Below are 24,558 nucleotides of genomic sequence, written 5' to 3'. Positions count from 1 at the left end.
TTTGTCTTGAAGGAAGCGTATGTCTGAGCTGGTGCGTTGCGGGTGGGTCAATCTTGCCAATCCGCGATATGTGACTTATCACGATGAAGAGTGGGGCGTGCCTTGCCACGATGAAACCCGCCTGTTTGAAATGCTCAACCTGGAAGGCGCGCAAGCCGGCCTGAGCTGGGAAACCGTGCTCAACAAGCGCGACACTTATCGCGCTGCCTTCGATCACTGGGATGTCGAAAAGATTGCCCGTTACGATGCGCGCAAGGTGGCTAAATTGCTGGCCGATCCCGGCATCATCCGCAACCGTCTCAAGGTCGCCGCCACCATTACCAATGCCCAAAGTTATCTGCGTCTGCGCGAAGAGTTCAGTGGTCTCGATGAATTCCTGTGGGCCTATGTCGATGGCAAGCCGTTGCGCAACAAATGGAAGAGTCTGTCCGAATGTCCGGCCAAGACGCCGTTGTCGGATCGCTTGTCGAAAGACCTGAGCAAGCGCGGTTTCAAGTTCGTCGGTTCGACCATCATGTATGCCTACATGCAGGGCGTGGGCATGATTGACGATCACGTCACCGGCTGTTTTTGCAAGAAGAAAAAATAGTGCAAAAGCAAGTGGCTGCGTGCACGTAAAAAAGGGTGGCGCGAAGCCACCCTTTTCATTTGCCTCCGCCTGATTCAGCGAATCAGGCCGGGCTTCAGATATCGAGCTGCGAGACGAACTTGGTATTGAGGTAAGCCTCGACCGCCTCGGTGCCGCCTTCTGAACCGTAGCCACTATCCTTGATGCCGCCGAACGGTACTTCCGGCAGCGCCAGACCCAGATGGTTGATGGTCAGCATGCCGCTTTCGACGCCGCTGGCCAATGCATGGGAAGTCTTGGCCGAGCTGGTGAAGGCATACGCTGCCAGACCGAATGGCAGGCGATTGGCTTCGCTGATCACTTCTTCCAGCGTGTCGAAGGAGTTCACCAGCGCCAGCGGGCCGAACGGTTCTTCATTCATTACGCGTGCGCTCAGCGGAATGTTGGTCAGCACGGTCGGCTCAAAGAAAAAACCCTTGTCGCCGATACGCTTGCCACCCAGACGCAATGTGGCGCCATGCTCGACGGCATCGGCGATCAGCGATTCCATGGCCGGGATGCGGCGCTTGTTGGCCAGCGGACCCATGGTGGTGCCGGCGGTGCTGCCATCGCCGACCTTGAGTGCCGCAGCGGCGGCGACAAACTTCTCGACGAACGCGTCGAACACATTTTTTTGGATCAGGAAGCGGGTCGGTGCCACGCATACCTGACCGGCATTGCGGAACTTGGCAATCGCCAGATTCTTGACAGCGGCATCGATGTCGGCATCGTCGAACACGATGGCCGGTGCATGGCCGCCCAGTTCCATGGTGGCGCGCTTCATGTGCAGGCCGGCCAAGGCGGCCAGTTGCTTGCCGACCGGGGTGGAACCGGTGAACGAAATTTTCTTGATCACCGGATGCGCGATCAGGTATTCCGAAATTTCAGATGGCACACCATAGACCAGATTGACCACGCCGGCCGGGACGCCTGCGTCAGCAAAGGCACGGATCAGTTCGGCCGGCGATGCCGGGGTTTCTTCCGGCGCCTTGACGATGATGGAGCAGCCGGCAGCCAACGCGGCCGACAATTTGCGCACCACTTGATTGATCGGGAAATTCCATGGCGTGAATGCCGCGACCGGACCGACCGGCTCCTTGATTACCATCTGATAGGCGCCGGGTACGCGGGCCGGCACCAGGCGACCGTAGGTGCGGCGGGCTTCTTCGGCAAACCAGTCGATGGTGTCGGCGGCGCCGAGCGTTTCGCCTTTGGCTTCAGCCAGCGGCTTGCCTTGTTCCTGCGTCATCAGTTGCGCGATTTCCGCGGCGCGTTCGCGCAGGATGTTGGCTGCCTTGCGCATGATTTTCGAGCGTTCGAATGCAGAAGTATTGCGCCAGATTTCAAACCCTTTTTGCGCCGATGCCACGGCGGCATCGAGATCTTCGCGGTTGGCATGGGCAATGTTGCCGATCACGGCTTCAGTGGCCGGATTGACAACGCTCAGGGTGCGTCCGGATACGCTCGGTTGCCATTGGCCGTTGATGAATAATTGGACATCTTTGTACATGGGGACTCGCTTTAACAAGGGGAGTGGGGAAACACGTCGGCGCAGCAAAACAGACGGCGCATACGGCAACAGAAGATGGCGGTATTTATACCATGGCTGGAAAAATTGCGTCGGCGCCGCCCTCGGTTGGCGCAGTTCTGCCCGGCAATTTCAGGTCGCCGATTTTTTGTTTTGCGCGGCACATTTTCTGATTTCGGTAATCATCCTGAGTACCACGCCGGACGGCGGTACATCGCGATATGCCAGATGCAGCGGTGCATGCAGGCCGGGGGCCTGATCCAGATTCAGATAAGTGACCTGTTCCATCGCCACGTGGCGCACCGATGCCGGCACGATGGCAATACCGAGTCCGGAGGCGACCAGACTCAGTGTTGACAGATTTTTGGTGACCTCTTGTTCGACGCGCGGACTGAAGCCGGCCACGGCACAGGCGGCAATGATGGCATCGTATAAGCCGGGACCGCTGGGACGGCGGGTGAGAATGAAATGTTCGTGTGCCAGCGCCGCCAGCGCAATGCCTTTGCGGCGGCCGCGCGCCAATGCCAGCGGGTGTGCCGACGGCAGTGCCACCACCATTTTTTCTTGCAAAACCGTTTCGATTTTCAAGTCGTGTTCATTGCCGACCGGCGACCGGATGAAGGCGATATCGACCCGGTTGTGACGCAAGGCATCCACCAGTTCGGCGGTATTGCTTTCTTCTACCGTCAGCGCCACTTCCGGTGCGCTGTGACGAAAGGCGCGGATCACGGAGGGTACGAACGGATGCAGCGCTGATGATTCGGTGAATCCCAGCACGATCCGGCCGCGCTCTCCGCGCGATACGCCGCGTACCGTGTCCACGGTTTGTGCCATCTGCGCCAGAATCGTCCGCGCATCCGTCAACAGCGCCTGACCGCTGTCGGTCAGCTCCATGCCGCGCGGCAGGCGTCGGAACAGTTGCGTTCCCAACTCTTGCTCCAGGGCGCGGATTTGCTGGCTCAGCGGTGGTTGCTGAATGCCGATGCGCTGCGCCGCCCGCGTCAGATGGCCTTCTTCGGCCACGGCAACGAAGTAGCGCAACAGTCGCAGATCGATAATTGACATATTGAAAATGTATGAATTTGATGTAATTCATATATTAGACAAAATAAAGGGGCAAGAGTAGCCTTTCGACATGGAAGGAAACACACGATGGAAACGGCAATGATCAGCAACGACAATAATCCCGCAGGAAGCGCAGCGCAGCTTCTGGCACCGCCGCCAACCGTGAAGCAATTGTTTTTCGGTTTTCTCGGGCTGGGATTGACGGCCTTTGGCGGCGCCTTGCCGCTGGCACACCGGATGATCGTTGATCGCCATCGCTGGCTCAATGAGGCTGAGTTTGCCGAGTTGCTCGGTCTGTGTCAGTTTTTGCCGGGTGGCAACATCATCAATCTGTCGGTCGCGCTCGGCATGCGCTTTCGCGGCGTCAAAGGCGCATTCGCCTCCATCATGGGTCTGATCGCCGCGCCATCGGTGATTGTCATCATGCTCGGCATTCTGTACGAGCATTATCAAAACGATCCGCATATCAAACATCTGTTTGCCGGACTGGCGGCTGCCGCTGCCGGTTTACTGGTGTCCATGGCGGTCAAGATTGCGATGCCCTTGCGCAAGAGTCTGCCACTGGCGGTGCTGGCGATCCTTTGTTTTGTCGCGATTGCCATCCTGCGCTGGCCGCTGTTGTGGACCATGCTGGCGATGACGCCGATCAGTATCCTGGTCACATCGAGGATCAAAAAATGATACAGACACTGATTGCCCTGGCGCTGATTTTCTCGGAACTGTCAGTATTGGCTTTTGGCGGCGGCAATACCATCCTGCCGGAAATGCAGCGCCAGGTGGTGGAGATTCATCAATGGATGTCGGCCGAAGAATTCAGCGCCCTGTTTGCACTGGGGCAGGCGGCGCCGGGACCAAATCTGATGGTGGTGACGCTGGTCGGCTGGCACGTGGCCGGCTGGGCCGGCATGCTGGTGACCACGCTGGCCAAGTTCGGACCGTCCTCGATCCTGACCATCTTCGCCCTGCACGCATGGGAGCGCTTCAAGGACAAGCCATGGCGGCGCGTGGTGCAAGCCGGCCTGTTGCCGGTGACGGCCGGGCTGGTGGCGGCCAGCGCGGCGCTGATTGCGCATGCTTCGGATACCAATTTGTTACTGGCGGCGATTACCGCGGTCACCGCCGCGCTGGCGATCAAGACCAAAATCCATCCGCTGTGGCTGTTGTTCGGCGGCAGTATGGTGGGTTTGCTGGCATTAAGCTGATCTTCATTCTGGCGCTGCGACCTTATGCTAACGTGCTGCGATCTTGTTTCACGCAAACCCAGACATGCAAGCACTGCAAGGAAAATCCCGGCTGTTGGTGATCATCGTGTTGGTGGTGGCGCATCTGATGCTGATCCGGGCTTTGCGCAACGTCACCGCTGCGGCGCCGGTGTCTGAAGTGGTCGGCAAGGAGGCTCGTCTGCGGGCGTCGTGGTTGCCGTTGCGCCTGATCCAGCCGCAATCCGCACCGGTACCGCAGCAGCGACCACCGATGCCGCGTCCGTCGATATCGGCATCAACCGTTCCATCTGTCCCTGTGACTTCGACCGCCATCAGTGCCGGGCGTACCGCACCAGCACCAGATGCGGCAATCAGCAGCGCTGCGGGCAACATTGCGGGCGGCGTGGCAGGCACACTGGAACCGGACGATTTGCTCAGTGCGGCGCGGCGCAGTGCAGGTAATGTCGATCGTGAATTGCGGCGGGCCTCGCCATCATGGCCGGGCCATATTGCGCAGAGTGAGGACAACCGGCTGGCGCGCGGTATTGCAGCGGCAGGGCGGTCACCGCATGAAATGCGCGAAGTGAAACGCTATGCGGATGGGCGCACGGTGACCAGCGTCGGCAGCGGTGTGCATGCTTATTGCATATTGAACGGTACGCTGCCGGGATTGGACCCGATGCAGGAAGGGCGACAAACCAGAATGGTGAGTTGTCCCGACTGAGTGCCGTTGCCGCTGGCCGGGCAACGGCACCAATAGTGCGTTCCTGTTTGCCTCAGGCTTTTCTGAGGTAGCAAGCCTTGAGCATGAAATTGCCGGCATCCATCTTGCAGTCGACTTCGTGATCGCCGCCGACCAGACGGATACTCTTGACCTTGGTGCCCATCTTCAGCGTGATGGATGAACCCTTGACCTTCAGATCCTTGATCAGCACCACGGCGTCGCCGTCGCTGAGCACATTGCCGTTGGAATCTTTGACGACATCATCGCTGCTGTCATCGCTGGCGGCAGCAGCCGTCACCGGCCATTCGTGACCGCAATCGGCGCAGACGTAATTGCTGCCATCGGGATAAGTGTTTTCCATCGCGCATTGCGGACAGACTGGTATGGCGGACATGGTGACTCTCGGGTAATAAGAAAAACGGAAGGGAAAAACAATGCCAGCACCGGAAGAATTCTCCCGGTGCCGTGTCAGGCGGAGTAATTACTGTTTGACGCAATCCACGAAGTAATCGCGGCGGCCATTGACTTCACGTTTGACCAAACCGTGAACGTCGGTTTCGAAGCCAGGGAATTTCTCGTTGAAGTCGCGTGCGAATTTCAGATAGTCAACGATGGTCTTGTTGAAAATCTCACCCGGGATCAGCAGCGGAATGCCCGGCGGGTAAGGTGTCAGCAGGATCGACGTGACACGGCCTTCGAGTTCGTCAAGCGGCACGCGATCAATTTCACGATGCGCCATCTTGGCAAATGCGTCGGATGGCTTCATCGCCGGTTGCATGTCGGACAGATACATTTCCGTAGTCAGGCGGGCGACGTCGTAGGCGCGATAGGTTTCGTGAATCTGCTGGCACAGATCGCGCAAGCCCAGACGTTCGTAACGCGCGTTGCGGCCTTGGTTGGCGGCCGCGAATTCCGGCAGGATGCGCCAGATCGGCTGGTTCTTGTCGTAGTCGTCCTTGAACTGTTGCAGCGCGGTCACGAGCGTATTCCAGCGGCCCTTGGTGATGCCGATGGTGAACATGATGAAGAACGAATACAGACCGCACTTTTCGACGATCACGCCGTGTTCGGCCAGATACTTGGTCACGATTGAGGCCGGAATGCCGGTCTCGCTGAACTTGCCTTCGAGCGACAGGCCCGGGGTGACGATGGTGGCCTTGATCGGATCGAGCATGTTGAAGCCCGGTGCCAGATTGCCGAAGCCGTGCCAGTCGTCCTCGGCCTTGATGACCCAGTCTTCCCGGGTGCCGATGCCGTCCGCCGAGAAGCTGTTCGGACCCCACACCTGGAACCACCAGTCGAGACCGAATTCCTGATCGATCTTCTTCATGGCGCGGCGGAAGTCGAGCGCTTCGAAAATGCTTTCTTCCACCAGCGCAGTACCGCCCGGCGCTTCCATCATGGCGGCAGCGACGTCGCACGACGCAATGATCGAATATTGCGGCGAGGTCGAGGTATGCATCAGGAAGGCTTCATTGAAAGCGTCCTGATCGAGTTGCACGGTTTCCGATTCACGCACCAGAATCTGCGAGGCTTGCGACAGGCCGGCCAGCAACTTGTGGGTCGACTGGGTCGAGAAGATCATCGACTTCTTGGCGCGCGGGCGATCCTTGCCGATGGCGTGCATGTCCTTGTAGAAATCATGGAACGTGGCGTGCGGCAACCAGGCTTCGTCGAAGTGCAGGGTGTCGATTTCGCCATCCAGCATTTCCTTGAGCGTTTCCACGTTGTACACCACGCCGTCGTAGGTCGATTGCGTGATGGTCAGAATGCGCGGCTTCTTGTTGACGGCTTCGCGCGCAAACGGATTGGCTTCGATCTTGCGACGGATGCTTTCCATCGTAAATTCTTCCAGCGGAATCGGACCGATGATGCCGAGGTTATTGCGGGTCGGCATCAGGAATACCGGGATCGCGCCGGTCATGATGATCGAGTGCAGAATCGATTTGTGACAGTTGCGGTCAACCACCACGATGTCGCCCGGGGCCACGGTCGAGTGCCAGACCATCTTGTTGGAGGTCGACGTGCCGTTGGTGACGAAGTAGCAATGGTCGGCATTGAAGATGCGCGCGGCATTGCGTTCGGAATCGGCGACCGGACCGGTATGGTCGAGCAGTTGGCCGAGTTCTTCGACGGCGTTGCAGACGTCGGCGCGCAGCATGTTCTCACCGAAAAACTGGTGGAACATCTGGCCGATTGGCGACTTCAGGAAGGCGACGCCGCCCGAGTGACCGGGACAGTGCCACGAGTAGGAACCGTCCTGCGCGTAATGCACCAGTGCGCGGAAAAACGGCGGCGCCAGACCATCGAGATAAGACTTCGCTTCGCGGATGATATGGCGCGCCACGAATTCCGGCGTGTCTTCAAACATATGGATGAAGCCATGCAATTCGCGCAGGATATCGTTGGGGATATCGCGCGAGGTGCGGGTTTCGCCATACAGATAAATCGGGATGTCGGCATTCTTGTGGCGGATTTCGCCGACGAAGGCGCGCAGCGACTTCAGTGCGAAGTCGGTTTCCTCGGACGAGCCGGCACCGAATTCTTCATCGTCGATCGACAGGATGAAGGCGGAAGCGCGCGATTGCTGCTGGGCAAATTGCGACAGATCGCCGTAGCTGGTGACGCCCAGCACTTCCATGCCTTCTTGCTGGATCGCATCGGCCAGCGCGCGAATGCCGAGACCGGAAGTATTTTCCGAGCGGAAATCTTCATCAATGATGACAATAGGGAAACGGAATTTCATTGGACACTCCACATCTGCGCCTGGGCAAAAAGCTTGCGCGCTTGAAAAACAGATTGTCGGGGGCTGGACAGCAGCGCTGATCCGGGCAGCCGGCAACCGCGGAAAAAGGAAAGCCGAATTTTCGCAGATATCAAGGATATATGCGCGAAAACGGGGCGTTTATTGGTAGCAAACAGGTAAAAACAACAAGTGACGTCAGCGTCTTTCGTATGTCACAAATGCGTAGTCAAATCCCTGGGCTTCGCTGTGATGCGTGGTACGCCCGGTTTCTTGCCAGACTTGCAGGTCCAGCGGCGGGAAAAAGGCGTCGCAATCGAAGCGCTGGCCGATTTCGGTAATGATCAGACGGTGCGCCAGCGGCAGCGCTTCGGCATAAATCTGGGCGCCGCCGATGATGAAGGCTTCGCTGCCGGCGACCAATGCCGCCGCTTGCGTTAGCGACGTACAGCTTTCCACGCCGGCATGTTGCCACGCCGGATTGCGGGTGATGACGATATTACGCCGGTTCGGCAGCGCACGGCCGATGGAATCGAACGTCTTGCGTCCCATCAGGATCGGATGGCCGGAGGTGGTGCGCTTGAAGTGCGCCAGATCTTCCGGCAGATGCCAGGGCAAGGTATTGCGGATGCCAATGCCGCCGGCCTGATCGGTGGCAACAATGATGGTAAGTGCCGCCGAAGCGGTAGTTGTAGGAGACATGCGCGTTGTTCTGTAGGATTGCCGGAGTCTGGCCGCAGCCAAAAACATAATGTTACAGGACTGACGGTGTTTGGTAGGGGTTAAGAGGAACTTTCTGGAGAGTAATCGCCCTTATAGAGTGATAAATGTACTGGAGAACGGTCCGGAACCGGATCGGAGCACCAGTCACAGGGCGGCAAAATATCAGCTGCGGGAACGGGATGTTGCATGTCTGGAAGGAAACGGGGAGGACGCGGCAGCCGCTCAAATGGCATGTCGGATGGCTCTCTCCAAACAACTTGCGCAACATTAGGTAAACTAACGCCATCTTTCGACACGCCGAAAGCGGCGTGATCGGACAAGAAAAAACTGCATGTCAGACGGAAATCCAATGTTTTCAATCGCGTATCGACGGCCTGCCGGTGGCAGCCCCGTCAAAATCTCCCATGCTGTGGGACGACACATCACGTCAGCGGCAGTTGCCGCCTTGCTGATTCTGCATGGCGCACCAGGCTTGGCATTCGACTTCAACGATGTGGCCGCGCGCGCCAAAGCGCTGGCCGGCAAGTCGTACCGCAAGCCGGCTGACCGCATGCCCAAGGAAATCAAGGAATTGAGCTATGAACAGTCGAACGGCATTCATTTCAAATCGGAACGTTCCTACTGGCGCAACGAGAAGCTGCCATTCGAGCTGAGCTTCATTCACCCCGGCGGCGCGTTTGTGGAGCCGGTCAAGATCAATGAAGTGGTCGGCGGCGCAGCGCGCGAGATCGCTTTCAACCCGGCCCTGTTCGACTATGGCCGCAACAGTCTGGATGCCCGCCGCATCCGCAATGCCGGCTTTGCCGGCTTCCGCATCCGCTACCCGCTCAATTCGGCCAAGGACAAGGACGACGTCCTGACCTTTCTCGGTGCCAGCTACTTCCGCGCCATGGGCAAGGGGCAGGGTTACGGCATTTCAGCGCGCGGACTGGCCATCGACACCGCATTGTATTCAGGCGAAGAATTCCCGCGCTTTGTCGAATTCTGGCTGGATCGTCCCAAAGCCGGCGACAAGGAATTGACCGTCTACGCCTTGCTCGATTCGCAACGCGCCACCGGTGCTTACCGTTTTACCTTGCGGCCCGGCACCGATACGGTGATCGACGTCAAGGCGCAGTTGTATCTGCGTAGCAATGTCACCAAGATGGGTATTGCGCCGCTGACCAGCATGTTTTTCTTTGGCGAAAACCAACCATCCCAGCCGGGCGACTTCCGCCCCGAGGTGCATGATTCGGATGGCCTGTCGATGCAATCCGGCACCGGTGAATGGATCTGGCGGCCGCTGGTCAATCCGAAGCGCCTGCTGATCACCTCGTTCAGCTTCGACAACCCGCTCGGCTTCGGACTGATGCAGCGTGACCGCCAGTTCTCCAGCTACGAAGATCTCGACTACCATTATGAAAACCGTCCGAGCCTGTGGATCGAACCGAAGGGCAAGTGGGGTTCGGGGCAGATCGAGCTGGTACAGATTCCGACCCCGGATGAAACCAACGACAATATCGTCGCCTACTGGCTGCCGAAGGCAATGCCGAAACCCGGCCAGCCGTTCAATGTCGAATACCGCATGTACTGGCAACGCGAAACCGAACGCAAGCCGCCACTGGCGTGGGTGGCGCAGACCCGCATCGGGCATGGCTATCGCGCCAAGGCCGACGATACCATCGGCATGTCGATTGATTTCGATGGCGCGACATTGAAGAAACTGCCGGCCAGTGCCAGGATCGAAGGTACGGTGGAGAGCGACAGCAATGGCAAGATCGTCAGCGTCAACACGCGTCGCAATGAAGTCACGGGTGGCTGGCGCATGGAAGTCAAACTGCGTCGCAATGAAGATAACAAGCCGGTTGAACTGCGTGGATTCCTGAAGAATGCAGCAGCCAACGGCGCAACCTTGTCAGAAACGTGGAGCTACATATTACCCCCCAATTGAGGCAGGCCAGCGCCGCTTCGCAACAGGTCGACCGCTATCTGGAACGACTGCCGCTGTCGGCGCAACAGCGGCTGGAAATCGAGACGCGGGTCAGTGCACTGGCGTCGGGGGACGCCATGCAGGACGTACATCGGGTGCTGGCGGCAGCGCAGGCCGGCTCGATTGCGTCGCTGGCGACGGATGACAATCCGGCACTGCAGTCGATTGCCACCCGTTTGCGCCTGATCTGGCCGCCGCACGATGATGGCAGCACCGCGTTGCCGCTGTGCGCCGCGCCCGATGATGACGGTGCCCATGTTGCCGTGGCGCCGCCGCTCAACCGGCGTTCCATGGTGCCGCGCCCCTGGGGTGAGCTGAACCCGTTCGCGCGCTGGGTCGATGAAGCCAACCGCAAGTTTGATCGCCGTTCGGCGCAACGCCGCGGCGTGCCGGAAACCGAACCGGGTTTCATCGAAGATGAAATCGAACAACAGACGCTGCCCCAGGATGCCGCCAGCCAGGACCAGCCGGATGCACCCGATCCGCGCGGTTACTGGCAGCACAGCGGTAACGTGCGCCGGATTACCTTGCTGTTGCTGATGCTGATGCAGACCGCGCTGGCCACCTATTTCATGAGCGAGGTATTGCCCTATCACGGTGAAAAGCCGCTGGAGATGGTCATCCTGGCGTTGTTCGCCTTGTTGTTCTGCTGGGTCTCGGCCGGTTTCTGGACCGCCATGACCGGCTTTCTGGTCTTGATGCGCGGCACCGATCCCTATTTGATTTCACGCGAAGCGGCCGGACCGAAATGGATTGCACCGGAAGCCCGTACCGCGATTGTCATGCCGATCTGCAACGAAGACGTGGCGCGGGTGTTTGCCGGTTTGCGCGCCACTTACGAATCGGTCCGCCGCAGCGGCGACCTGGAACGGTTCGACTTCTTTGTGTTGAGCGACAGCGGGGATGCCGACATCTGCACCGCCGAGGCTGCGGCATGGGCCAGCTTGTGCAACGAGGTCGATGGCTTCGGCAATATTTTCTACCGTCATCGCCGCCGCCGGGTCAAACGCAAGAGTGGCAATATCGATGACTTCTGCCGTCGCTGGGGCTCCGATTATCGCTACATGCTGGTGCTCGACGCCGACAGCGTGATGAGCGGCCAATGCCTGTCTACGCTGGTGCGGCTGATGGAAGCCAATCCCGGTGCCGGTATCATTCAGACCGCGCCGCGCGCGGCCGGCCGCGACACCTTGTATGCGCGCATTCAACAGTTTTCGACGCGGGTCTATGGCCCGTTGTTTACTGCCGGACTGCATTACTGGCAACTCGGCGAGTCGCATTACTGGGGCCACAACGCGATCATCCGGCTGGAACCCTTCATGCGCCATTGCGCGCTGGCGCCATTGCCTGGCGAAGGCACGCTGGCAGGACCGATCCTGTCGCACGATTTTGTTGAAGCCTCGCTGATGCGGCGTGCCGGCTGGTCGGTCTGGATTGCCTACGATCTTGATGGCAGTTATGAAGAGATGCCGCCCAATCTGCTCGACGAATTGAGTCGCGACCGTCGCTGGTGCCAGGGCAACCTGATGAACTTCCGGCTGTTTCTGGCGCGCGGCATGCATGTGGTGCACCGCGCGGTATTCGTGACCGGCGTCATGGCCTATGTGTCGGCGCCGTTGTGGTGTCTGTTCCTGGCCTTGTCGACCTTGTTGCTGGCCACGCATACACTGGTTGACCCGCAATATTTTGTCGAGCCGCGGCAACTGTTTCCGATCTGGCCCGAATGGCATCCGGAAAAAGCGCTGGCATTGTTTTCTGCTACTGCCACGATTCTGTTTTTGCCCAAGATACTCAGCGTGCTGCTGATCATCAACAAGGGTGCGCGGGGCTTTGGTGGCGCATTGCGCGTCACCTGCAGCATGTTGATCGAGCTGTTGTTTTCGATGTTGCTGGCGCCGGTGCGCATGCTGTTCCACACGCGTTTCGTGCTGGGTGCATTTTTGGGCTGGGCCGTGGGCTGGAAGTCGCCGCCGCGGGCTGATAACGAAACTGGTTGGGGCCAGGCCATTCAGCGCCATGGCGTACATTCGGTGATCGGCGTGGTGTGGGGGGTGCTGGTGTACTGGCTCAATCCTTCGTTCGTCTGGTGGTTGTTGCCGATTGCCGGTGCGCTGACATTGTCGGTGCCGTTATCGGTGCTGTCGAGCCGGGTCTCGCTGGGACGCGCCTTCCGTCGTGCCGGCTTGTTCGCGATTCCGGAAGAAACCGATGTGCCGCGCGAATTGCGCGAAACCGTCGCCTATCTGGAAGCGACGCCGGCGCTGCCAGGGTTCGTCGACGCGGTGGTGGATCCCGGTTGCAATGCCTTGTTGTGCGCCACCGCGCATGAACATCCGGCCGCGGCCCGGCTGCCGGCCAGTCATGCTGCCGGTGAAGCCTTGTTGCGACGGGCGCTCAATGCCGGCCCGCATGGCTTGTCGGCCAAGCAGAAACTGACCTTGCTGACCGATCCGCAATTGCTGTCGCGTTTGCATCTGGCGGTGTGGTCGGCACCACAAGTGCATCCGGCATGGATGGCTTGATGAATCTGAACAGAACTTGAAGAGAATGACATGACCCAGGAATTACCCGGACCCGATGAACGCTTCATGCCGCCTGCCGAACCGCGCACCAGCCGGCGCACGGTATGGGCGCTGGCGGCGACCTCGCTGTTGCTGTGCATCGCGGTCGCGGTCTGGTTCGGTTACCGCGAACGCCATCCGACGCCGGTACCGGTGGTGCTGGAAACCGTCAAGGCCGAAGTCGCCGATATCGAGCAGGTAGTGAATGCCACCGGCAATGTCGCCATGCAGAGCTATGTCGATGTCGGTGCCAAGGTATCGGGCCAGATTTCTGACGTCTCGGTCGGCATCGGTGAAAGCGTCAAGGAAGGGCGGCTGCTGGTCACCATTTCACCGGCCGTGGCCGCCGGCCGGGTAGAAAACAACCGGGCGCAGCTGGCGCGTCTCAAGGCCGAACTTGCCGGCCAGAATGCCCAGCTCGATTTTGCGCAATTGCAGTTTCAGCGGCAGACCCAATTGAAGGCAGAAAATGCCACGCGCGAAGAATCGTTTGAATCAAGCCGGATGGGCATGTATTCGGCAGCGGCCAAGGTGGATGCCATCAATGCCCAGATTCAGCAGATGGAAGCGGCGATGAAAGAAGATGAAGCGATTCAGAAGCAGACCCGCGTCGTGGCGCCGGTCAGCGGTGTGGTGGTGGCGTTGTCGGCGCGCGTGGGGCAGACGCTCAATGCCAATCAGGATGTGCTGATGCGGATTGCCGACCTGAGCAAGATGAGCGTCCAGGCGCGCGTGGCAGAAGAAGATGTGACGCGTTTGCACAAGGGCATGATTGCCTACTTCACCACGCCCGGTTATCCCGGCAAGCGCTGGGCCGGCAAGTTGCGGCAAATCATGCTGCTGCCGGCCGATGATTCAGGCAAGCAAGGCAAGAAAGCCTACTACACGGTGTTGTTCGATGTCGCCAATCCGAGTCGCGAACTGATGGCCGGCATGACGGCCGATGTCTACTTCGTGCTGGAAAAAGCCGACGATGCGGTGACGATCCCGGTGGCGCTGGCAGTCAAGCCGGACCGCGAAGGTTTGCAGACCATCAAGGTCAGGCTGGAGGACGGCAAGCTCGAAACTCGCAAGGTCAGGCTCGGCGTGCGCAACGCCGACAAGGTGCAAGTGCTGGCCGGCCTGAAGGCGGGGGAACAGGTGGTGTTGCCGGTGCGCGAGCGTTAAGCGGGTCGGCGGTCTGGATTCAGGCGGCAGGCCGGCGTCCGGTTTACAATGCACATCGACTACACTCCGCATGCGCATCGAATGATGCTGCGATTCCGGCAGATTTCCTGCAACCGACAAAGCAATGAACGTATACCGCAAAATGGCATCAGCGCCGTACCTACCCCGACCCTCGACGATAGCGCTGGCAATGGCGCTGTTGTTGTCCGGCTGCGCCGCGACGCAAGTCGATATCGAGCCGATTCCGGCGGTCGAATTGCCGCAAAAGTGGAGCACGGCCGCCGACGAAGAGCAATTGCGGCCGGATGTGGGCTGGTGGAAACATTTCGGCAGTTCTGAATTGAGCATGCTGGTCGACGAAGGCCAGCGCAATAATTTCGAGATTGCCGCAGCCGTCTCGCGCGTGCAGCAAGCCGAAGCGCAAGCCCGGATTGCCGGTGCGCCGTTGCTGCCGGATGTCGATATCGCCACCTCCGCCAACCGGGAATTCCCGCTCGGCGGCGGCACCGCCACCACCTCGGCCAGCGGCATGCTGGAAATCGGTTATGAAGTCGATTTCTGGGGCAAGAACCGCGCCGGTGTGGCGGCTGCCGAAGCCTCATTGCGCGCCAATGTATATGACCGCGAAACGGTGGCGCTGACCGTCACCAGCGGCATTGTCTCCACCTATCTGCAAGTATTGTCGCTGCGCGACCGGCTGGCGATTGCGACCCAGAACGTTGGCAACGCCGAGCGCGTGCTCAAGCTGGTGGAAGCGCAAAGCCGCGCCGGCGCTGCCTCGCCGCTCGATCTGGCGCGTCAGCGCTCGGCCGTGGCCGGTCAGAAAGCAGCGATTCCCGATCTGAAACAGCAAGAGCGCGATGCCCAGGTGGCGCTGGCAATTTTGCTGGGCCGGCCACCGCAAACCTTCAGCGTTGCCGAGCATGGACTGGCCGATATCCTGATGCCGAAGATCGCCCCCGGTCTGCCGTCTGAATTGCTGGCGCGCCGTCCTGATATCCGTCGCGCCGAAGCACGGCTGGCCGAAGCCAATGCCAATGTTGCCGTGGCGCGCGCGAATCTGTTTCCGAGTATTCGCCTGACCGGTTCTACCGGCGCCCAGAGCAATGCCTTGCTGTCGTTGTTTGACGGTCCGAATTTGCTGGCCAATCTCGGTGCCTCGCTGACCGCGCCGATTTTTGATGGTGGCCGCCTCGCCAACAAGCGCGATCTGGCGATTGCCCAGAAGCAGGAACTGGTGCAGGTGTATCGCTCGGCCGTGGTGACGGCACTGTCGGATGTGGAAAAAACGCTGGGCAGTATTCGCAGCCTCGAAGAACGCTACCGTCTCAAGAGTACGGAAGTCGAACAGGCGCGGTTTGCGTTTGAATTATCGGAAATCCGTTATCGCGTCGGTGCCGAAGATTTGATGACGGTGCTGGATACCCAACGCAATCTGTCGGAAGCGCAAAACCAGCTGGGACAGATCAAATTGCAGCGCCTGCAAGCGACGGTGTCTCTGTACAAGGCGCTGGGCGGCGGCTGGCTGGATGATGTCGGCAGCCATGCCGCGTCATAGAACGTTTCAGTTCTTCTCGGTAATGAACGGATACACCACGCCGGCCGCGATCGCGCCGATGATCGGTGCTACCCAGAACAACCACAATTGCTGCAAGGCCCAGCCGCCGACAAACAGTGCCGGACCGGTGGAGCGCGCCGGATTGACCGAGGTATTGGTGACCGGAATCGAGATCAGGTGGATCAGGGTCAGCGCCAGACCAATCGCAATCGGGGCAAAACCGGCCGGGGCACGTTTGTCGGTGGCGCCGAGGATGACGATCAGGAACATGAAGGTCAGCACCACTTCCGTAATGAAGCCCGCCGTTTGCGAATATCCGCCCGGGGAATGTTCACCGTAACCGTTTGCCGCAAAGCCGCTGGCCACCAGATCGAAGCCGGGTTTGCCACTGGCGATGCACGCCAGAATCGCGCTGGCAATGATGGCGCCCACGACTTGCGCAATGATGTAAGGAATCGCGTCTTTGGCCGGAAAGCGGCGACCCACTGCCAAACCGATGGTGACCGCCGGGTTGAAGTGGCCGCCCGAGATATGTCCGAGTGCAAAAGCGCCGGTCAGTACCGTCAACCCGAACGCCAGCGCGACGCCGGCAAAACCGATACCAAGGTTGGGGAAGCCGGCTGCCAATACTGCACTGCCGGTGCCACCCAATACCAGCCAGAATGTTCCCAGCGTTTCCGCTGCCAGTTTCTTCGCGATGCTCATGTTATTTCCTTTTATAAAAGCACTGACCAAGCCGGTGGTTCGTCACCCCGGCAACGATTGCCACTTCCAGACCATCATCCACGCGGAACACCTTGCTGCTGAACAAGGTTTTACTCTTGTTACGGTAATTCGTGGTGCATTCCGGTGCCAGACATTGAAAAATTGCAGTCTGTTTTTTCTGCAATAAAAGATCTTCACAGCTAAAAATCTACATTATTGCGATAAAAATAATATTATCTTTTTATCAAATCATTTCTATCCGGCCGGATTTTACTCTCAAAGCATTCGTTTCAAATAGTGTTTTTTCGATAATGTTTTTTGACCTTCCGACGGTGCCGGAAAATACTTTTTCCTGCCGGAAAATCGGGCATGCGCTTATCCGGTATTTATTTTCCAGTGGCAACGCGGCAGGCGCAGGCGAGTGTCACCGGCAGCCGACTTAAACGGTATACTCGACCCCGATTACAACATTGGCGCGCTGGAGAAAACCACATGAAGCAATACCTCGACCTGGTACAGACCATTCTGCAAGAAGGCAGCTGGCAAGAAAACCGTACCGGCATCCGTACGCTGAGCCTGCCCGGTGCGATGCTGCGCTTTGATTTGAAAAAAGACGGCTTCCCGGCCGTCACCAGCAAACGGCTGGCGTTCAAGTCGGTGGTGGGCGAACTGGTCGGTTTCTTGCGCGCGACACGCAGCGCCGCTGAGTTCCGCGCGCTCGGTTGCAAGGTGTGGGATCAGAATGCCAATGAAAATGCCGAATGGCTGGCCAATCCTTACCGCATGGGTGAAGACGATCTGGGACCGGTGTACGGCGTGCAGTGGCGCGCCTGGCCAGCCTATAAATTGCTGGCGGCAGACCAGAGCGCGCAGATCGCCGATGCCGGCAAACGCGGTTTCCGGCTGGTCGCCAGCGTCAACGACGAAGGTCAGGAAAAAGTCTTGATGTACAAGGCCATCGATCAGTTGCGCGAATGCCTCGACACCATCATGAAAAATCCCGGCAGCCGCCGCATCCTGTTCCATGGCTGGAATTGCGCCGAGCTGGATGCGATTGCACTGCCGGCTTGCCATCTGCTGTATCAATTCCTGCCGAATGCCACCACCAGGGAAATTTCCTTGTGCCTGTATATCCGCAGCAATGATGTCGGCCTCGGTACCCCGTTCAATCTGGCGGAAGCGGCGGCGCTGCTGCATCTGGTCGGTCGCCTGACCGGTTACACGCCGCGCTGGTTTACCTACTTCATCGGCGATGCGCACATTTACGAAAACCATCTCGACATGCTGCACGAGCAATTGAAGCGCGATCCGTATCCGGCGCCGCAACTGGTGATCGCTGACCGCGTGCCGGCCTTTGCCGATACCGGTAAATACGAACCGGAATGGCTGGAAAAAGTCGAACCGGGCGATTTCTCGCTCACCGGCTATCAGCACCACGCGCCGTTGACGGCGCCGATGGCAGTCTGATGCGCGGATGTTCACCGGCCTGACGGCCACCGCGTCGTCAGGTTTTGCTCATACTCTTGTTCCAGCGCGGCAGCCATGCTGCCAGATGCTCGGCAAAGCCTTCGGCTGCCGGTGAGGTCGCGCGCCGCGCCGGCTGATACAGGCAGATGTAGCGCATGATTTCCGGATCGACCACGCGGCGCATGGTCAACCCCAGCGGTTTGGCCAGCGCCTGCACATAGGCCGGCGACAACGTGGCGGCCAGGCCGGCGCGCGCGATGCCGAGCGCGGTGGTCATGTTGTCGACGATGTCGATGGCGCTGATGCGTTGTTCCTGCGGCTGGCCCATGCTCATCTGGGCGACATTGCGCTCGTGATCGCGGCCGGCCGCCACCAGTTGGACATCGCGCAAGTCACGCCAATGCAGGCGCCGTTTTTTTGCCAGCGGATGGTCCGGCGCACACCACAATACCCAGGCACTCTCACACAACAATTGACGGTGGACGTCGTCCCCGGTCACGCGGTCAGGACCGACGGCGAGATCGGCGTCGCCATTGGCGACCATATCGACAAAGCGTTCGACCGCAGCATCGCGGATACGCACCACCACTTTCGGATGCAGGGCGTTATAGGCGCGGATCGCTTCCGGCAGCATGACACTGGCCAGCACCATCGGCGCCGCAATGCGTACCACGCCGGCGGCGCGATTGCGGACGTCTTCGGCAATCGATTCGGCCTGCCGCAAATGCTTGAGCGCGGTTTCTGCCGAGCCGAGGAATTCCTTGCCGGCCGAGGTCAGCGCCACCGAGCGGGTGCTGCGGTCAAACAGACGAAAGCCGACGGCATCTTCCAGTTCGCTGATCAATTGGCTGACCGCCGACGGACTCAGCGCCAGACGCTGGCTGGCGGCGGTAAAGCTGCGCATTTCGGCGATTACGATGAAGGCATCGAGTTGACGCGGGGTAAATCTGAGCTGGGCCATGGATGCTGTTGTTGAATGAACAGGGTAATTATGAAGCAATGCTTAAAAATACTACCAAATTCATCCATTGTGTTGCAACAGTGAAGTCAGGCATCCTTGCGTTGCTGGCATCGTGCATGCGTGGTTTTGTTGCGTGCATGCCAAGACACATAACATCATTCAAAAAAATCAACGGAGACAGACATGGCGTTTGCAAGATATGCAGGGCGGTTGAGCGTGGCAACGATTGCGGTAGTGCTGGCAATGCAGGCACAGGCGCAAATCAAGGTTGGCGTCGTGTTATCGGTGACCGGCCCGGCAGCATCGCTGGGCATCCCGGAAAAAAACACCATCAGTCTGCTGCCGCGCGACATCGGTGGCAAATCGGTCGAATACATCGTGCTCGACGACGGCTCTGACACTACTGCCGCAGTCAAGAATACGCGCCGTCTGACCTCCGACAAGGTCGACGTCATCATCGGTTCTTCCACCACGCCGAATTCACTGGCGATGATCGATGTTGCCGCCGAAACGCAAACACCGATGATTGCCGTTGCCGCCAGCGCCAAGATCATCGAGCCGATGGATGAAAAACGCACCTGGGTATTCAAGACGCCGCAAAACGATTCGCTGATGGCCAGTGCGCTGGTGGAGCGGATGGTGGTCGACAAGGTGAAAACCGTCGCCTACATCGGCTTCAGTGACAGCTACGGCCAAGGCTGGAACAGTGAATTCGTCAAAGAAGCCGGTGTGCATAAACTGAAAATCACGGCCAGCGAAGGCTATGCCCGCAATGACACCAGCGTCACCGGTCAAGTGCTGCGCATCATTGCCAGCAATCCCGATGCGGTGCTGATCGGCGCCGCCGGCACGCCGGCGGTACTGCCGCAACGCACGCTGCGCGAACGCGGTTACAAGGGCAAGATTTACCAGACTCACGGCGTTGCCAATAATGACTTCCTGCGGCTGGGCGGCAGAGATGTCGAAGGCACCATGTTGCCGGCCGGCCCGGTGCTGGTCGCGGCGCTGCTGCCGGACAGCAATGCCAGCAAGAAGGCCGGTATCGATTACACGCAAAAATATGAAGCCGCATTCGGTGCCGGCAGCGTCACCACGTTCGGCGCGCACGTCTGGGATGCCGGCCTGCTGTTGCAACGGGCCTTGCCGGAAGCCCTCAAGGTCGCCGCACCCGGCACCAAAGAATTCCGCAAGGCCTTGCGCGATGCCATGGAAAACGTCAAGAACCTGACCATTTCACATGGCGTCATGAACACCACGCCGACCGATCACAACGGTCTCGACAACCGGGCCCGCGTCATGGTCAAGATCGAAGGCGGCCACTGGGTCTTGCTGCCATGATGTCCACTCACTCCGCCGCTGTAAAGAAAACCAGTATGCCTGCCTTGAATACCAACGACATTTCCGCCGCCGAATGGGCGGTGCGCACCGAGCTTGCCGCTTGCTACCGCATCTTTGCCCATCTGGGCTGGGTCGAACTGATCTATAACCACATCACGGTACGGGTACCGGGTGAGCAAAAGCATTTTCTGATCAACCCGTTCGGTTTGCGCTACGACGAAGTGACGGCATCCAATCTGGTCAAGATCGATTTGCACGGCAATGTCATCGGACATTCGGACTGGCCGGTCAATCCGGCCGGCTTTACCGTGCACCGTGCGATTCATGAAAGTCTGGAACACGCACATTGCGTGATGCACACGCACACCACTGCCGGCATGGCGGTGGCGTGCAGCCAGGATGGGCTGTCGCTCAGCAATTTCTATTCGGCGCAGTTGTACGGGCAGGTCGCGTATCACGATTTCGAAGGCATCACCGTGCATGACGACGAGACGCCGCGTTTGCTCAAGAACATCGGCAACAAGCGCGCCGTGATCTTGCGCAACCATGGCTTGCTGGCCTTGGGCAGTTCGATTCCGCGCGCGTTTGCGGTGTTGTGGCTGTTGAACCGGGCCTGCGAGATTCAGGTGGCATCGACCTCGATGGGGGCGGTGCGCATGATTGCTCCCGAAATCCAGCAAGCCTGCGCCCGCGATTCATTGCAGTTCAATGAAAAATTCGGCTCCGGGCAAGATGTGTTCGACGCCTTGACGCGACTGATCGACAAGATTGATCCCTCTTATAAAGAGTGATGCAGGACAGGGTTTTCCATTTTTATACTGAGCAGGCAGCAACATGAAGATAGCAATTTACGGACTGGGCGCAATCGGCGGCTTGATCGCCGCCCGGCTGGCGCAAGCCGGACATGAGGTCAGCGCCGTGGCACGCGGCGCCACTCTGCAAGCCTTGCGCGAGCACGGCGTGCGGCTGGCCGGTGCCGATGGCGTCAAGGCATTTCCGATTCACGCCGAAGCAGAGCCGGCTGCGCTGGGTGTGCAAGACATTGTGGTGCTGGCGGTGAAGTCGCCGTCGCTGGCCGATGTCGCGCACAAGATTGCGCCGCTGATTGGCCCCAGGACGTTGGTCATTACCGCCATGAACGGCGTGCCATGGTGGTTCTTCGAAGTCGAAGGCAAACCATTGCAAGGTACCCGTCTGCGCTCGATTGATCCCGACGGCGTGTTGTCGCGCGTGATTCCGTCGGCGCAAGTGATCGGTTGCGTGGTACATATTGCCAGCGCCTCGCCGGAGCCGGGTCTGATCAAGCCGGGCTTTGGCAACAAGCTGATTCTGGGTGAACCGGGCGGCGGCGATTCGGCGCGCTTGCAAGGCGTGGTCGAGGTCATGCGCGGCGCCGGTTTCGAGATCGACAGTGCGGCCGATATCCGTCGTGATATCTGGTACAAGCTGTGGGGCAACATGACCATGAATCCGGTATCGGCCATCACCGGCGCTACCAGCGACATGATTCTTGATGATCCGCTGGTCAAGCAGTATTGCCAGAATGCGATGCAGGAAGCAGCGCGCATCGGCGAGCAGATCGGCTGCCCGATTGAACAGAGCAGTGAAGAACGCAACGCCGTCACGCGCAAGCTCGGTGCCTTCAAGACCTCGATGCTGCAAGATGCCGAAGCCGGCAAGGCACTGGAAATCGATGCGCTGGTATGCGTGGTGCGTGAGATCGGTTTGCTGACCGGTGTGGCGACGCCGACCATCGACAGTCTGCTCGGTCTGGTGCGTCTGTTTGGCCGCAGCCACGGCCTGTATCCGAAAGCGGATTGCTGACGCTGACGGCATCAGCAGCGCAGGCCGCTCACGCCAGATCTTGAGCGGCCACGGTTAACGCATCGGCAAAGCGGCGTGCTGCATAAGTCATGTGGTCGCCTTTGCGGGTGATGATGGCCAGTGCCGTGGCCGGGAATTTTTCCCGCAGCGGCACGATCTTCAAACCATGGCGCTGGAATTCCCGTGCCGCCAGCGGTCGCGCAAACACACTCACCATATCCGAATTACTCATCAGGGCCAGCGCCACTGTCAGTGACTGGCAGCGGATGATGTGATCCGGTAGCGCCAATCCATTCATCTCGAATATCGAACGCAGCAACAGCCGGCTGCCCTGGGTCGAACCCGGTACCAGCCAGGTCGCTTCGGATAATTGGCGCAATGATTTGCTGTTGGCATATTTGTTATCGAGGCGGGCACCGATCACGTTGTCCATCAGGCAAATGAAATTGATGTCGAACTCATCGTCAACACTGCCCGGCGCCAGATTGGCGACCGCGAAATCCAGCGTGCCATCGCGCAGACGTTCGTAGGCGAATGACAGCGAGGCTTCCAGAAACTCGACTTCGGCATTGGGTAAACTTGCCTGAAATTCCTTGAATGCCGGCGGCAGCACAGTCAGCGCTGCGGTCGAGCTGACCGCCACCGCCACGCTGCCGGTGCTGCCATCGCGAATCTGCCCGAGGGCCTCGCGCGTGCGTTGCGTTTCATGTATCAGCAAGGCCGCCCGGGTCTTGAGCAAGACCCCATATTCAGTCAATTCAACACCACTCGACGAACGATGAAACAAGGGCACGCCGAGGTCGCGTTCGAGGTCGTGCATGGCCTTGGTGATGGCCGGTTGTGTCAGGTGCAGGGCACGTGCCGCAGCGCGGATGCTCTTGTGTTCAATGACGGTGAGAAAGGCTTGTAAATGATTGAATTTCATGTCGTCTCGATGATAATTTTTATTGATCGCATATCAAAAAATATGGTCTTTTGTTTATCGCAACGATTATATAGGATGCACTTCAGCAGGCGATCACGATACACAACACGATGCGCAAAAAGCGCACAAAAAAACAAGGCGACCGGATCTCTTTCCGGCGCTCAACATTGAAGGAGACACCATGAACAGTATGGCCACCACTGCGCCGGCACATGCCGTCGCCGGCAAGTCCGGAGCACGGCGCACGATTGCCGCCATGACCATCGGCAACGCCTTGGAATTTTTCGATTTCACCGTATTCAGTTTCTTCGCCATCACCATCGGCAAATTGTTTTTCCCCAGCATGAGCCCATACGGCCAGTTGATGCTGGCGGTCGCCACCTTTGGCGTCGGCTACGTCATGCGGCCGGTCGGCGGCGTCATCATCGGCGCCTATGCCGACCGCAAGGGACGCAAGGCGGCGATGACGCTGACCATCAATCTGATGGCGCTCGGCTGTCTGCTGATCGGACTGGCACCCACCTATGCACAAGCCGGTTTGTTCGGTCCCTGCCTGATCGTATTCGCGCGCTTGCTGCAAGGTTTTTCCGCCGGTGGTGAAGTTGGTGCATCGACCACCATGCTGATCGAATTGTCGACGCCGCGCACCCGCGGATATTTCGCCAGCTGGCAATTCGCCAGCCAAGGCCTGGGCGTCACTGCCGGTGCCGTGACGGCGATGATTCTGAGCGGCGTGTTGTCGGTCGAGTCACTCGAAAGCTGGGGCTGGCGCGTGCCGTTTCTGCTGGGCGTGGTGATCGCGCCGATTGGCGCCTATATCCGTCGTCATCAGGCCGAAACCCTCAAGCTGGATCAGCGCGTACCGGAACGCAGCACGGTATCAATCGTGTTCCGCGATCACTTCAAGAGTGTGGTGCTGGGCACGCTGCTGACGCTGGGCAGCACCGTGACCGCCTATACCATCACCTTTTACATGCCGACCTTTGCGATTCGCGAACTGGGTCTGTCGACGTCGAATGCCTTGCTGGCAGGTACCTTGTCGGGACTGATGACGTTTCTGGTATCGCCGCTGGCCGGCAAGCTGACCGATCAGGTCGGGCGCAAGCCGCTGATTCTGTTCGGCCGTATCGGCGTGCTGCTGCTGGTCTATCCGTGTTTCCTGTGGATGATCGGCAGCCCTGGTCAGGCCAGTCTGATGGTGTCGGTGATTGCCTTGAGCATCTTGCTGGCGATCATGACTTCGTCGGTCATCACGGTGATCCCGGAAATGTTTCCGCAGGCGGTGCGCGCCACCGGCATGTCCATCGTCTACAGTGTCGGTGTGGCGATCTTCGGCGGCTTTCAACAATTGGTAGCCACCTGGCTGATCTCCTTTACCGGCAACAAGCTGGCGCCGGCTTTTTATTTGATGGCTTGTCTGCTGGTGTCGACGTTCTCGCTGATCTGGATCAAGGACCGTACCGGTCAGGTCTTGCATTGAATCATCCGTGG

General features: G+C 59.1%; 21 protein-coding genes. 13 read left to right on the top strand and 8 right to left on the bottom strand.

The window, feature by feature from the left end; genetic code table 11:
- Positions 1-19: 19 nt before the first annotated feature.
- Positions 20-589, top strand: coding sequence for a DNA-3-methyladenine glycosylase I (locus AKL27_RS02835; protein WP_050461214.1), 570 nt, complete (start codon positions 20-22; stop codon positions 587-589).
- A gap of 94 nt (positions 590-683) precedes the next feature.
- On the opposite strand, the gene AKL27_RS02830 is transcribed toward AKL27_RS02835, so the two are convergent.
- Together AKL27_RS02830 and AKL27_RS02825 are read right to left on the bottom strand one after the other, a co-directional pair.
- A complete protein-coding gene (locus AKL27_RS02830; RefSeq protein ID WP_050461213.1) occupies positions 684-2,117 on the bottom strand; it encodes an NAD-dependent succinate-semialdehyde dehydrogenase in 1,434 nt (477 codons plus the stop codon).
- Between the two features lie 150 nt (positions 2,118-2,267).
- Entirely contained in the window at positions 2,268-3,200 is a 933-nt protein-coding gene (locus AKL27_RS02825; protein ID WP_050461211.1) for a LysR family transcriptional regulator, read from the bottom strand.
- Positions 3,201-3,299: 99 nt separating this feature from the next.
- Here AKL27_RS02825 and AKL27_RS02820 point away from each other — a divergent pair, with 99 nt between their 5' ends.
- From AKL27_RS02820 to AKL27_RS02810, 3 genes are all read left to right on the top strand, one after another.
- The gene (locus AKL27_RS02820) at positions 3,300-3,881 is read left to right on the top strand and encodes a chromate transporter (protein WP_050461463.1); all 582 of its coding nucleotides are present in this window, start codon (positions 3,300-3,302) and stop codon (positions 3,879-3,881) included.
- A complete protein-coding gene (locus AKL27_RS02815; RefSeq protein ID WP_050461209.1) occupies positions 3,878-4,402 on the top strand; it encodes a chromate transporter in 525 nt (174 codons plus the stop codon). The genes AKL27_RS02820 and AKL27_RS02815 overlap by 4 nt, the downstream gene beginning before the upstream one ends.
- Positions 4,403-4,466: 64 nt before the next feature.
- Positions 4,467-5,126 carry a hypothetical protein gene (locus AKL27_RS02810; protein WP_050461207.1) on the top strand — a complete coding sequence of 220 codons (660 nt, stop codon included), beginning with the start codon at positions 4,467-4,469 and terminating at the stop codon, positions 5,124-5,126.
- 52 nt (positions 5,127-5,178) lie between these two features.
- Here the strand turns inward: AKL27_RS02810 and AKL27_RS02805 are convergent, their stop codons facing one another.
- The 3 genes from AKL27_RS02805 to AKL27_RS02795 all read right to left on the bottom strand — a co-directional run bounded on the left by AKL27_RS02805 (position 5,179) and on the right by AKL27_RS02795 (position 8,571).
- A complete protein-coding gene (locus AKL27_RS02805; protein WP_050461205.1) occupies positions 5,179-5,520 on the bottom strand; it encodes a zinc ribbon domain-containing protein YjdM in 342 nt (113 codons plus the stop codon).
- An 87-nt stretch (positions 5,521-5,607) separates the two neighbouring features.
- Complete coding sequence (locus AKL27_RS02800; RefSeq protein ID WP_050461203.1) at positions 5,608-7,872, bottom strand: arginine/lysine/ornithine decarboxylase; 2,265 nt, start codon at positions 7,870-7,872, stop codon at positions 5,608-5,610.
- Positions 7,873-8,067: 195 nt separating this feature from the next.
- On the bottom strand, positions 8,068-8,571 hold the full coding sequence (locus tag AKL27_RS02795; protein WP_050461201.1) for a dihydrofolate reductase: 504 nt from the start codon (positions 8,569-8,571) through the stop codon (positions 8,068-8,070).
- A gap of 370 nt (positions 8,572-8,941) precedes the next feature.
- Between AKL27_RS02795 and AKL27_RS02790 the strand changes: the two genes are divergently transcribed.
- From AKL27_RS02790 to AKL27_RS02775, 4 genes are all read left to right on the top strand, one after another.
- Entirely contained in the window at positions 8,942-10,522 is a 1,581-nt protein-coding gene (locus AKL27_RS02790; protein WP_083438836.1) for a glucan biosynthesis protein G, read from the top strand.
- Positions 10,495-13,083, top strand: coding sequence for a glucans biosynthesis glucosyltransferase MdoH (mdoH, locus tag AKL27_RS02785; protein WP_050461200.1), 2,589 nt, complete (start codon positions 10,495-10,497; stop codon positions 13,081-13,083). Before AKL27_RS02790 ends, mdoH begins: the two co-directional genes overlap by 28 nt.
- A 30-nt stretch (positions 13,084-13,113) precedes the next feature.
- A complete protein-coding gene (locus AKL27_RS02780; protein ID WP_050461198.1) occupies positions 13,114-14,289 on the top strand; it encodes an efflux RND transporter periplasmic adaptor subunit in 1,176 nt (391 codons plus the stop codon).
- Between the two features lie 124 nt (positions 14,290-14,413).
- Positions 14,414-15,847: an efflux transporter outer membrane subunit gene (locus tag AKL27_RS02775; protein WP_157056764.1), complete on the top strand. Its 1,434-nt coding sequence runs from the start codon at positions 14,414-14,416 to the stop codon at positions 15,845-15,847.
- 6 nt (positions 15,848-15,853) lie between these two features.
- On the opposite strand, the gene aqpZ is transcribed toward AKL27_RS02775, so the two are convergent.
- The gene (aqpZ, locus tag AKL27_RS02770; protein WP_050461197.1) at positions 15,854-16,552 is read right to left on the bottom strand and encodes an aquaporin Z; all 699 of its coding nucleotides are present in this window, start codon (positions 16,550-16,552) and stop codon (positions 15,854-15,856) included.
- Positions 16,553-17,044: 492 nt separating this feature from the next.
- Between aqpZ and AKL27_RS02760 the strand changes: the two genes are divergently transcribed.
- On the top strand, positions 17,045-18,019 hold the full coding sequence (locus AKL27_RS02760; RefSeq protein ID WP_050461195.1) for a thymidylate synthase: 975 nt from the start codon (positions 17,045-17,047) through the stop codon (positions 18,017-18,019).
- 37 nt (positions 18,020-18,056) lie between these two features.
- On the opposite strand, the gene AKL27_RS02755 is transcribed toward AKL27_RS02760, so the two are convergent.
- The gene (locus tag AKL27_RS02755; RefSeq protein ID WP_050461193.1) at positions 18,057-18,980 is read right to left on the bottom strand and encodes a LysR family transcriptional regulator; all 924 of its coding nucleotides are present in this window, start codon (positions 18,978-18,980) and stop codon (positions 18,057-18,059) included.
- Between the two features lie 183 nt (positions 18,981-19,163).
- Between AKL27_RS02755 and AKL27_RS02750 the strand changes: the two genes are divergently transcribed.
- The 3 genes from AKL27_RS02750 to AKL27_RS02740 are packed head-to-tail and all read left to right on the top strand — an operon-like array spanning position 19,164 to position 22,142.
- A complete protein-coding gene (locus AKL27_RS02750) occupies positions 19,164-20,318 on the top strand; it encodes an ABC transporter substrate-binding protein (protein ID WP_050461190.1) in 1,155 nt (384 codons plus the stop codon).
- 35 nt (positions 20,319-20,353) lie between these two features.
- The gene (locus tag AKL27_RS02745; protein ID WP_050461189.1) at positions 20,354-21,109 is read left to right on the top strand and encodes a class II aldolase/adducin family protein; all 756 of its coding nucleotides are present in this window, start codon (positions 20,354-20,356) and stop codon (positions 21,107-21,109) included.
- Positions 21,110-21,152: 43 nt separating this feature from the next.
- Positions 21,153-22,142, top strand: a complete 990-nt coding sequence (locus AKL27_RS02740; protein ID WP_050461187.1) for a 2-dehydropantoate 2-reductase — start codon at positions 21,153-21,155, stop codon at positions 22,140-22,142.
- Between the two features lie 28 nt (positions 22,143-22,170).
- On the opposite strand, the gene AKL27_RS02735 is transcribed toward AKL27_RS02740, so the two are convergent.
- Positions 22,171-23,067 carry a LysR family transcriptional regulator gene (locus tag AKL27_RS02735; protein WP_050461186.1) on the bottom strand — a complete coding sequence of 299 codons (897 nt, stop codon included), beginning with the start codon at positions 23,065-23,067 and terminating at the stop codon, positions 22,171-22,173.
- A 181-nt stretch (positions 23,068-23,248) separates the two neighbouring features.
- On the opposite strand from AKL27_RS02735, the gene AKL27_RS02730 reads away from it, so the two are divergent.
- Positions 23,249-24,547, top strand: coding sequence for an MFS transporter (locus tag AKL27_RS02730; RefSeq protein ID WP_050461185.1), 1,299 nt, complete (start codon positions 23,249-23,251; stop codon positions 24,545-24,547).
- Positions 24,548-24,558 lie beyond the last annotated feature (11 nt).

This window comes from Herbaspirillum autotrophicum (assembly GCF_001189915.1).
Taxonomy (GTDB): domain Bacteria; phylum Pseudomonadota; class Gammaproteobacteria; order Burkholderiales; family Burkholderiaceae_D; genus Herbaspirillum; species Herbaspirillum autotrophicum.
The sequence above is the reverse complement of the archived record's forward strand: the minus strand, read 5'-3'. Positions and strand labels throughout refer to the sequence as shown.

Excerpts from the sequence above, each read along its gene's own strand:
- AKL27_RS02800 (WP_050461203.1), bottom strand. The coding sequence starts at position 7,872 with ATGAAATTCCGTTTCCCTATTGTCATCATTGATGAAGATTTCCGCTCG.
- AKL27_RS02745 (WP_050461189.1), top strand. The coding sequence starts at position 20,354 with ATGCCTGCCTTGAATACCAACGACATTTCCGCCGCCGAATGGGCGGTG.
- AKL27_RS02750 (WP_050461190.1), top strand. The coding sequence starts at position 19,164 with ATGGCGTTTGCAAGATATGCAGGGCGGTTGAGCGTGGCAACGATTGCG.
- AKL27_RS02805 (WP_050461205.1), bottom strand. The coding sequence starts at position 5,520 with ATGTCCGCCATACCAGTCTGTCCGCAATGCGCGATGGAAAACACTTAT.
- AKL27_RS02740 (WP_050461187.1), top strand. The coding sequence starts at position 21,153 with ATGAAGATAGCAATTTACGGACTGGGCGCAATCGGCGGCTTGATCGCC.
- AKL27_RS02790 (WP_083438836.1), top strand. The coding sequence starts at position 8,942 with ATGTTTTCAATCGCGTATCGACGGCCTGCCGGTGGCAGCCCCGTCAAA.
- AKL27_RS02815 (WP_050461209.1), top strand. The coding sequence starts at position 3,878 with ATGATACAGACACTGATTGCCCTGGCGCTGATTTTCTCGGAACTGTCA.
- AKL27_RS02780 (WP_050461198.1), top strand. The coding sequence starts at position 13,114 with ATGACCCAGGAATTACCCGGACCCGATGAACGCTTCATGCCGCCTGCC.
- AKL27_RS02820 (WP_050461463.1), top strand. The coding sequence starts at position 3,300 with ATGATCAGCAACGACAATAATCCCGCAGGAAGCGCAGCGCAGCTTCTG.
- AKL27_RS02735 (WP_050461186.1), bottom strand. The coding sequence starts at position 23,067 with ATGAAATTCAATCATTTACAAGCCTTTCTCACCGTCATTGAACACAAG.
- AKL27_RS02760 (WP_050461195.1), top strand. The coding sequence starts at position 17,045 with ATGAAGCAATACCTCGACCTGGTACAGACCATTCTGCAAGAAGGCAGC.
- AKL27_RS02835 (WP_050461214.1), top strand. The coding sequence starts at position 20 with ATGTCTGAGCTGGTGCGTTGCGGGTGGGTCAATCTTGCCAATCCGCGA.
- AKL27_RS02825 (WP_050461211.1), bottom strand. The coding sequence starts at position 3,200 with ATGTCAATTATCGATCTGCGACTGTTGCGCTACTTCGTTGCCGTGGCC.
- AKL27_RS02775 (WP_157056764.1), top strand. The coding sequence starts at position 14,414 with ATGAACGTATACCGCAAAATGGCATCAGCGCCGTACCTACCCCGACCC.
- AKL27_RS02730 (WP_050461185.1), top strand. The coding sequence starts at position 23,249 with ATGAACAGTATGGCCACCACTGCGCCGGCACATGCCGTCGCCGGCAAG.
- AKL27_RS02830 (WP_050461213.1), bottom strand. The coding sequence starts at position 2,117 with ATGTACAAAGATGTCCAATTATTCATCAACGGCCAATGGCAACCGAGC.
- AKL27_RS02795 (WP_050461201.1), bottom strand. The coding sequence starts at position 8,571 with ATGTCTCCTACAACTACCGCTTCGGCGGCACTTACCATCATTGTTGCC.
- AKL27_RS02810 (WP_050461207.1), top strand. The coding sequence starts at position 4,467 with ATGCAAGCACTGCAAGGAAAATCCCGGCTGTTGGTGATCATCGTGTTG.
- AKL27_RS02755 (WP_050461193.1), bottom strand. The coding sequence starts at position 18,980 with ATGGCCCAGCTCAGATTTACCCCGCGTCAACTCGATGCCTTCATCGTA.
- aqpZ (WP_050461197.1), bottom strand. The coding sequence starts at position 16,552 with ATGAGCATCGCGAAGAAACTGGCAGCGGAAACGCTGGGAACATTCTGG.